The sequence below is a fragment of the Legionella tunisiensis genome (genome assembly GCF_000308315.1).
GTDB lineage: Bacteria > Pseudomonadota > Gammaproteobacteria > Legionellales > Legionellaceae > Tatlockia > Tatlockia tunisiensis.
Genome location: NZ_CALJ01000193.1, coordinates 1 through 8,574 on the forward strand (window position 1 = coordinate 1; position 8,574 = coordinate 8,574).

The following is an 8,574-nucleotide window of genomic DNA, read 5'->3' on the forward strand; positions in this document are numbered from 1 at the left end:
AGTATATGTGCATATTTTTTCTTTGTTCGGCAGTTAGAATACGACTTATTTCTAACATAGAGTTGCGCATTTTTTGGCGTTGTAGATAATTATAAATAGTTCGTTGTGCGTGTGTACTGTAAGAAATATCTTTCATCCTCTCCTCGATCTCATTCATGGTTTCTGGCATGAATGAGGGCCCTCCGAAACAGTCGATAAGAAAGCACAATGTATTATCTGGTGGAATTGCTTCTAAAATAACTTCTAAGGGTGTATTCGAGTGTACACCACCATCCCAGTAAAATTCATTATCAATATTAATTGCAGGAAACCCGGGGGGCAGGGCGGCACTCGCCATAACATGCTCTACTTCAATACGGTAATTAATATTATTAAAATAAATCAGATGGCCATTAGAAATTTGTACTGCACCCAGACTTAGACGAATAAGGCAAGAATTGAGAAGATCGAAATCTATCAGTTCCAAGAGTGTTTCTCTAAGTGGTGTTGTATCGTAATAGCTAAGGGTAGAGGGATCTCCCCATATAGGAAAGCTTCCTGTACACCAGCGAGGAGAAAAAAGCCGGGTTGACCATACAGCAAGGCAAAAGAAGCACTTATTTTATTATAAAGATCTACGGTAGAATCCAACTCCTCTAAATATTCAACAATATTATTAGGGGCAACTTTCTGCCAAAACTGCTCTAATCTTTCAATACGTTTTTCTGGCGGATTACCTACTATAATTGCAGCTTGAATAGCCCCAATTGAGGTCGCTGCAATCCAATCAGGCTGGTAACCTGCTTCTAATAATCCTTTAACTACACCAAATTGATAGGCACCCAAGGAGCCACCACCTTGCAATACATAAGCAACCCGTGGAAAACACCCTTTAGCTTTAGCAGGTAAATTATTAAAACGGTTGGCCAATGGGTTATTACCAGTCAGCTTAGACGCTATTCCCTTTTTCATAGAAATCTCCCTTATTTCAAAGCCCTGGTATCTACTTACCCATTAAGCTCTCTACACAGTATACATGAAGATTATCAGTAAAAATCAGTATAGAAATCAAAGCAAAAAAGACGACTAGCTTATAATTATATTGTTAATTCAAAGACAGGATTGATTCATATGGGAAGAAAGAATAAGTCTGTTGATGTGATTATCGTCCGAGTCTATATTCTTGAGTCCTCAAATTTCGTCAAAAAATATTTGACCATTTGGAAAAAACAGTAAAAATTCGCGGCATTAGTTTGTTTCGTGGTTTAAAGGGCTTTGGCGAAACAGGAGAGCATAGCAGCTCTGTATTCGATGTTCGTTGGGATTTACCAATCATTATAGAGTTTTTTGATAGTGAGGAGAAAGTGAAAGAAGCTTTAGAATATTTGAATACGTTTATTAAGCCCGGACATATTGTTTTTTGGAAAGCTCAGGCGAATGCAGAGTTTTAAACCACAAAAACCTTATTATTCGTAAGAAGAACAGATTATTTCTTCATTTGAAATTCCTTGCTTGGGATAGTATAGCCTCTTGCCCGCAACCTATTTCTTTAGGATTCGCATTAATGGTATGGTTGATTTTTAATACTTCTATGTCTTGGGTTTTCATTGGAGCTTTAGCGTATGATTATTTCCTCTGCTTCGGATTATCGTGAAGCTGCAAAACGCAAGTTGCCGCGCTTTTTATTTGATTACATTGATGGAGGCGCATACGCTGAACACACCTTGCGCACCAATGTTTCTGATCTTGCTGAAGTAACATTAAGGCAACGTATTCTAAAAAAATAGAGCATTTAGATCTTGAAACGGAGTTGTTTGGCAAAAAATTGACAATGCCAATTGCATTAAGTCCAATAGGTATTACTGGCATGTATGCTCGTCGTGGGGAAATACAAGCGGCTAAGGCTGCTGCAAAAAAGGGATTCCTTATACTCTTTCTACTGTTTCCATTTGCTCTTTAGAAGAGGTTGCAGCACAAAGTCCAGAACCCTTCTGGTTTCAACTTTATGTCCTCAAGGATCGTGGATTTATGAAAAATGTTCTTGAAAGGGCACAAGCAGCGGGTGTTCAAAATCTTGTCTTTACTGTTGATATGTCTATGCCTGGAGCGCGTTATCGTGACGCTCACTCAGGCATGTCTGGCTCCTTCAGGCTCCCAAGACGACTACTACAAGCAATGATGAAACCCAGTTGGGCTTTACAGGTTGGGATATTAGGGCGTCCACATAGTCTTGGAAATATTTCACGCTATTTGAATAAATCGATAGGATTGGAAAATTATATTGGCTGGTTAAGTAAAAATTTTGATCCTTCAATCAGTTGGGGGGATCTGGAATGGATACGTGATTTCTGGAAGGGGCCCATGATGATTAAAGGCATACTGGATCCCGAAGATGCAAAAGATGCAGTTAAATTTGGTGCCGATGGAATTATTGTTTCCAATCACGGTGGTCGTCAACTGGATGGCGTGTTATCCACAGTCAAAGCTTTACCAAGCATAGTCGAGGTGGCAGGGGATGAATTAACTATACTTGTTGATTCTGGTGTGCGCTCAGGATTGGATGTTGTACGTATGCTGGCCCTGGGAGCGAAAACGGTTATGCTGGGACGTTCAGTCATTTATGCTCTAGCGGCAGCAGGCCAGGCAGGTGTTGAGAATCTGCTTACTATCTTTGCTGACGAGATGCGTATAGCTATGGCATTGATGGGAGTTACCTCCATTGCACACATTAATAAAACTAATCTTGTTTCTCTAGGAATTTGATAAGGATTTTATATGCTTTTGTATTTTTTTCGTGCTCAATCAACCATTTTTTCTTGCTGTCCCTCCACCATAACCACAGAGATCCCCATTGCTACTGATAACTCGATGACAAGGGATAACGATTGCAAGTTGATTTGATCCATTGGCTCGCGCCACGGCACGCCAAGCTGAAGGTTTGCCAACACTTTCTGCAATATCAGCATAGGAACGTGTTTCGCCATGGGGAATGTTGACTAAAGCATCCCAAACTTGTTTTTGAAAAGGTGAGCCGAGAAGGTGTAACGGTGTATCGAATAGTTGCAAGGTACCATTAAAATAAGCATTAAGCTCATTTTGGATTGAAAGAATGGGAGGCGTTGAACCAGGAATGATTGCAGATTGTGTTTTTTCGTAGACGCTCAACCTCACGTTCAAGTCCTTTACGATCAATAAATTCCAAAAGGTAAAGGGTGGTTTCATCCGCAATAGCGAGCATTGGTCCTAGTTTGGTATCTAACCAAGCTGCTTTCAGTACATTTTTATGTCCAGGCTTGGCCGGAGCAGCACCCATAATTCGTGCAAAAGCGTCTCTAAAACCGCTACCAGATTCATAACCTGCAGAAATTTGCGTGCTAATAACTGATTCACCATGTCTAATTTTTTCACTGCCAAGCCTATTCGTCTTGCTCGCGCATATTCTACAAAGGTCATACCAAATCTTTTTTAAACTGACGACGAGCAGTTACTGCATCAATTGACAGGGCTTGGAAATCTGCATTTTTCCATCGTTTTTCAGGATTTTCTTCAATAGCGTTTACTAATTTTTGCACTATTACTGAAACCTGATTGGGGTGAGACAGTGGGAGACAACGTTTACAAGGTCTAAATGAAGCAAGAAGGGCTTGTTGAGCAGTTTCGTAAAATTCACAATGCTTAAATTTGGGTTTTCTTGCAGGGCAAGTTGGACGGCAAAATACACCAGTTGTGGTAACAGCAACGTAAAAACACCTTCATACCCGGTATTTTTATCTAATAAGGCCTGATAATACTCCATTTTTTTGTCTGTCGTTAACATATGAACCTCTTGCTACAAATGACCATGACTTCCATTTTATTGTAGCGAATTCAAAAAAGCAGCGCCGAAATTTGGACATCGATTTTTTAGGAAGATGTGTCGAACAGTTGCGCTACCTTGCTTTTGGGTAACTTTGCAGCATTTTAGCACGCTACAAAACAAGTCTATTTAAGCAGCGCATTTATTTTTAAATTGATTTCTCTAAGCTCCAGGCTGGGCTTAAAGTGGATTCTAGTTTTAGGATTCGTGATTGTTCTTGTCCCTGTTTTTGGGTTGAAGACGGTTCGTGCTGGTCTGTCATGTGCGGTCCATGCACCAAAATTCCTGATATCAATACACTGGCCATTTTATTATAAATTTAGCTATTTTGACCCTTATATATTGAAAATAGTTTATAAATTGTCACTCTTCCCAGTATTCCTTTGGAAAGGATCTAAATTTTCTATGAAAAGGATTATTCTAACACTCATTAAACTCTTCCTTTTAAATCTGATTTTTCTAGTAGAAAAAGCAAACAGCGCTGTTGATCAATTCTTGAATAATAACTTTTACCAAAATCCGGCAGAGCTTAGCAGAATTAATAAAATCAGCTTTCTAGCTGGCAATGTTTATATCAAATCGCAATTAAATTTTTCTGGAACAACTACTTTGGGCTCTGGTCAGGTAACCAGCAAGACAAATAACTCTCTTCCTTATATTCTAACAGCCTATCGAATTACCAAACGGTTTGTCTTAGGACTAAATCTGACGCCTAGTGCTTATGGCCATATTAATTGGCCAATTGATTCTTTTGTAGCACAGAATTCCACTGTAACGAAAATTTTTATTATCGTGCAGCGCTTCAATCCAGTTACCAGCTAACTGATAAATTATCTGTAGGAGCTGGTGCTAATTTAGAATATAACAAGCTTGATGAGCTCGATTTGGTTTTGCCTAATAAAGGAAACCAGATAAATAAAGTTTGGGGTAAAAATTCTACCCTAGATGCAGGCATCTTCTATAAAATTGATCCGCGAAACTATTTAACCGTTGCTGCTTATACGCCAGTGAATAATAAATTTGGGCGAGGAATAAGCTCTCTGGGATCAAATACTGTTTATAATTATTCTTCAAATATTGTCGAAGCTTCAGTAGCCTATATCGGGTTGGAACATTTCATAACGGATAAATGGTTTTTGGAAGAGAAGGTTTATTGGTCTGGATGGAAAATTACAAAGAGTGTTTATCTTGTAAATAAAACAAATGGTACAACAATTACTCCCGCAAACTGGCGGGATGTTTGGTCGTTTCAAATCACTTCTCGTTATGCAACAACTGATAAAGTAGCAATATTGGGTTCGGTCATGTATGAAACAAATCCCGTACCAACGAGCACAAATCAGATTGGGTATCCTTTAGCTGCAGTAGTAGGAATTTCAACAGGACTAGATTTATCGTTGCAAACAGGGTTGTCTGTTCAAATATTATACAATTATGGTGCTTTTACGCCTCACTCGATAATTAATAATACCAATAGTAGAGGAACTGTTGCAGCAAATTTCCAAGCATTTATCTCTCAGGTTATATATAAAATATAATATTAGCGGATAATATCTCCTTTCTCTAACATCTCCCAAAATGCCTTTATTGCCTTTTGCAATTGCTCATAATTCTTGGTTACTTGCTGACTATTCTGCGGTTTTAATTTTACTGCCTCATGAAAATGTGCCAGTGCATTGCTGAGTTGGGGTAGGGTAAGATAATTGATGCCGCCACGAACACGATGCAATTCTTTGCGAAGCGTTTCATTATCATGATTCGCATAGGCTTTTGCCAAGGTGTCCAGGCTTATTCTAAGATCAATATTCAGCATCGATAATAATTCACGAAGAAGACTCTCATCCCCATTCAGTTGTTCAAGGCTTGCTTGCCAGTCGATTACGGTTGCTTTTTCCTCGATATCACTGATTTTGGTTTCATTCTCAAGTGAAGCGGGTTCTGATTGTCTCTTTTTAAACACGTATTGCTGTAAAAGGGCTTCTAACTTTGATTGCTGTAATGGCTTGCTGCAAACGTCCTGCATACCAGCCGCCAATGAGTCCTTTATCTTTTCAGCATCATCGGCGTGTCCTGTGATTGCTACAATCGGTACTTGTAATGCGCCAGGTTTATCCAGCTCACGTATTTTTTTGTAACTTCGATCCCGTCGATGTCAGGTAATCCTATGTCCATTAAAATGAGATCGTAATCGTTGTTTTGAACCATCGTGAGCGCTTCCATGCCGTTTTCTGCATGATCATGAGCGCACTGAAAGCGATTTAAGTAGGCTTGCAGGCTTTTAGCAGCAAGGGGATTATCTTCCACTACCAGGACAGAAGCAACTGCATTAGTCTTTGTTATTTTTCTGATTTTAACACACGATTAGACAGCGTGATTTGCTCGGCGGATGTTTGAGGCTGATAAACCGGTGTTTTTTCTCGGTCAGAGTGATCGGATACATCAAGTGGAAGAGTAACTATAAAGCAAGTTCCTTTTCTTTCTTCACTCTCTATTTTAATTGTAGCGTTCATTGCTTCGATGTAACGCTTTACGGTATAAAGACCTAATCCTGCACCTTTGTATAATCCCTGATAAGCTGGGGTCAGGCGAGAAAAATGTTCAAATATGGTTTCAAATTTATCTTCTGGTATGCCAATACCACTGTCTTCTATCAATAGTTGTAAATATATCTTATCACCTTGTTGATAAGTTGACTCCGTTTCATTTCTCACTTTGACTTTGACAAATCCACTGTTGGTAAATTTTAGAGCGTTAGATAAAAGATTAAGCAGGATGCGGTCAAGGTAATTCCGTAATCCACTAAAATAGGTAGGGACAGACGTATCTATGTCAAATGATAATTTTAATTTCTTATGGAATGCTACCGGTTGTAAAAGTTCTATGTTGTGCATAATCAAATTGCGCAGATTAAATGACTCCACTTCTTCAGGCCGATGTCCTGATTCCAAACGCATCGTGTCCAGGATTTCATTACATAATTCTAATAATTGAGTGGTTGCTCCCATTAAAAGCTGGCTGTCTTTCTGCACCGTTTCAGTAATCTCTTTTAGCAAAGATAAATAGGTGTTTTGGGAGGTTGCGTTTACATCTGCGCAAGCTTGTTCTAAAAAGGAACGAGCATTATCAGCCACATTAAACATCTCTTGGGACATACCGATAATTCCACTTAAAGGGGTACGGATATCATGGCTCATGTTCGCTATAAATTCGGATTTGGCTTGACTTGCTCGCTCCGCAATTTCTTTTGCTATTTTTAAATCATCTTGGGTGTTTTTGAGTTCAGTAATATCTAAAGAATTACCTAAGATACCAATCGTGTTTCCATCATCATCCAGAAGAGGCATTTTAATTACAGTAAAATATCGTTTGTGACCATCCAAAGTGACTGTTTCTTCAAAGAAAACAGGCTTTCCTTCTTGAATGACTTGCTCATCGTGCTTTTTAAGCTCATCGGCATAATCGGGCCATAAATCTTTATCGGTTTTACCGACAATATCTTGCATCGAATTCATTCCCAATGAGTTGAGAAGAATTTGATTACAACCTAAATATTCTTCGTTAATATTTTTCCAATAGAAATTACCTGGGATGCATGCGGAAATTTTCTCTATTTGCTCAAACATTCTTGATGTTGATTTGATAAGAGTTAAATTATTCGAAGCACTGTTGTTTTTACCTAACAAGATTAGTAGACCCTTCTCTTTTTTAAACTTCCAGGTTAGATAACATTTTGTCTTATTTTTATAGATTATCGTTTCAAAAGAATTATATTTATTTGCCATTAGCGCTTCATGGTTTTCTATAGGAAAAGGAGGGATAATAGATTGATCATGATAAAGAGAGGATAAAGGTTGACCAATCAATTTCTCACTCCAATTAAACAATGATTTGGTCGTAGTATTAAAGGTAATAATATGAAATTCTGTATCTAAAATTATGATGCTATCTTCAGATAGGTGCAAAAGTATATTCAATGCAAGGTTGGGTAACTCATCGTTTGACGATTTACTCTCGATCATTTAATCATCCCTGTGAATTAGTTTTGTATTAAAAACCCCATTTTCTCTAAATATGAAAAATAAACATCCAAAATTTGCTGATTTATAATAGGCAAATTTATTTGATTCTCTTTAGAAACATAGATTGTATTTTGATTATTTGCATGAGCTATTTTATTAAGTCCCCTCATCCAATCTCTATTGTCTTGATTGACATACAAAGGCACTAAAGAATATAGTGGATTATCTGAATTAATACATTTAAGTTTACTACGCCATTTTTCTGGTGAAATAAGCATCAATGGATAACCTCGTCGGTTAATATAGTCAATTAATTCTTGCCAGCTGAGTTTATTTGGATTTGCGAGATTAAAAGATGATAAGGAATTTTAGGATTTAGCGAGGTTTTAACAACAAATTCACTCACATAATTAACTGGTAGTATATTAAGTAATATATCCCAGCTAGGTGCATAGCCTAATTGAATACATCCTTTTATTAATCTTAAAAAGTGGGTTTGTTCTGTTTCTATAATTCCCGATGTAGAATGACCTAAAATCCAGCCCGGTCTGTATATTTTAATAGGAAATAATTGTTGATGGGCTTTGGCAAGTAATTGTTCTGCGACCCATTTCGTTTGACTATAACCATCCGTTGGTGGGGGGGTAGGATGAGAATATATAAAGTCCTCAATAATCACACCCTGATTATCTGTAAAATTACTCGCGGCAGACAGCGTTG

The 8,574-nt window shown here is 38.0% G+C and carries 10 protein-coding genes and 3 pseudogenes; 4 read left to right on the forward strand and 9 right to left on the reverse strand.

Annotated features, from left to right (window positions below; genetic code table 11):
- Window positions 1-526 (reverse strand): patatin-like phospholipase family protein (locus BN58_RS36135; protein WP_408605484.1); only part of this gene is annotated, 526 nt, incomplete at its 3' end.
- Window positions 457-951 carry a patatin-like phospholipase family protein gene (locus BN58_RS36140; protein WP_019216972.1) on the reverse strand — a complete coding sequence of 165 codons (495 nt, stop codon included), beginning with the start codon at window positions 949-951 and terminating at the stop codon, window positions 457-459. The genes BN58_RS36135 and BN58_RS36140, both read right to left, overlap by 70 nt.
- 236 nt (window positions 952-1,187) lie before the next feature.
- On the opposite strand from BN58_RS36140, the gene BN58_RS24645 reads away from it, so the two are divergent.
- Together BN58_RS24645 and lldD are read left to right on the forward strand one after the other, a co-directional pair.
- Complete coding sequence (locus BN58_RS24645; RefSeq protein WP_408605485.1) at window positions 1,188-1,430, forward strand: DUF190 domain-containing protein; 243 nt, start codon at window positions 1,188-1,190, stop codon at window positions 1,428-1,430.
- Window positions 1,431-1,601: 171 nt separating this feature from the next.
- A pseudogene (lldD, locus tag BN58_RS24650) lies at window positions 1,602-2,742 on the forward strand (FMN-dependent L-lactate dehydrogenase LldD).
- On the opposite strand, the pseudogene BN58_RS36145 reads toward lldD, so the two are convergent.
- Window positions 2,717-3,796: pseudogene (locus BN58_RS36145) on the reverse strand (bifunctional transcriptional activator/DNA repair enzyme AdaA). The pseudogenes lldD and BN58_RS36145 overlap by 26 nt on opposite strands.
- A 164-nt stretch (window positions 3,797-3,960) precedes the next feature.
- Window positions 3,961-4,131 carry an HU family DNA-binding protein gene (locus tag BN58_RS37810; RefSeq protein ID WP_083852188.1) on the reverse strand — a complete coding sequence of 57 codons (171 nt, stop codon included), beginning with the start codon at window positions 4,129-4,131 and terminating at the stop codon, window positions 3,961-3,963.
- Between the two features lie 109 nt (window positions 4,132-4,240).
- Here BN58_RS37810 and BN58_RS11605 point away from each other — a divergent pair, with 109 nt between their 5' ends.
- Together BN58_RS11605 and BN58_RS11610 are read left to right on the forward strand one after the other, a co-directional pair.
- The gene (locus BN58_RS11605; protein WP_019216977.1) at window positions 4,241-4,657 is read left to right on the forward strand and encodes a porin family protein; all 417 of its coding nucleotides are present in this window, start codon (window positions 4,241-4,243) and stop codon (window positions 4,655-4,657) included.
- Window positions 4,658-4,695: 38 nt separating this feature from the next.
- A pseudogene (locus tag BN58_RS11610) lies at window positions 4,696-5,373 on the forward strand (outer membrane protein transport protein); the annotation flags it as partial.
- A gap of 2 nt (window positions 5,374-5,375) precedes the next feature.
- Here the strand turns inward: BN58_RS11610 and BN58_RS28520 are convergent.
- The 5 genes from BN58_RS28520 to BN58_RS24665 all read right to left on the reverse strand — a co-directional run.
- Window positions 5,376-5,870, reverse strand: coding sequence for a hypothetical protein (locus tag BN58_RS28520; protein ID WP_019216979.1), 495 nt, complete (start codon window positions 5,868-5,870; stop codon window positions 5,376-5,378).
- Between the two features lie 44 nt (window positions 5,871-5,914).
- Window positions 5,915-6,139, reverse strand: coding sequence for a response regulator (locus tag BN58_RS28525; protein ID WP_019216980.1), 225 nt, complete (start codon window positions 6,137-6,139; stop codon window positions 5,915-5,917).
- 32 nt (window positions 6,140-6,171) lie between these two features.
- Window positions 6,172-7,854 carry a PAS domain-containing sensor histidine kinase gene (locus BN58_RS28530; RefSeq protein WP_019216981.1) on the reverse strand — a complete coding sequence of 561 codons (1,683 nt, stop codon included), beginning with the start codon at window positions 7,852-7,854 and terminating at the stop codon, window positions 6,172-6,174.
- Between the two features lie 17 nt (window positions 7,855-7,871).
- Window positions 7,872-8,135 (reverse strand): hypothetical protein, encoded by a 264-nt coding sequence (locus tag BN58_RS11620; protein WP_156812495.1) that lies wholly within the window; start codon window positions 8,133-8,135, stop codon window positions 7,872-7,874.
- A gap of 29 nt (window positions 8,136-8,164) precedes the next feature.
- Window positions 8,165-8,574 (reverse strand): SDR family oxidoreductase (locus BN58_RS24665; protein ID WP_040916479.1); only part of this gene is annotated, 410 nt, incomplete at its 5' end.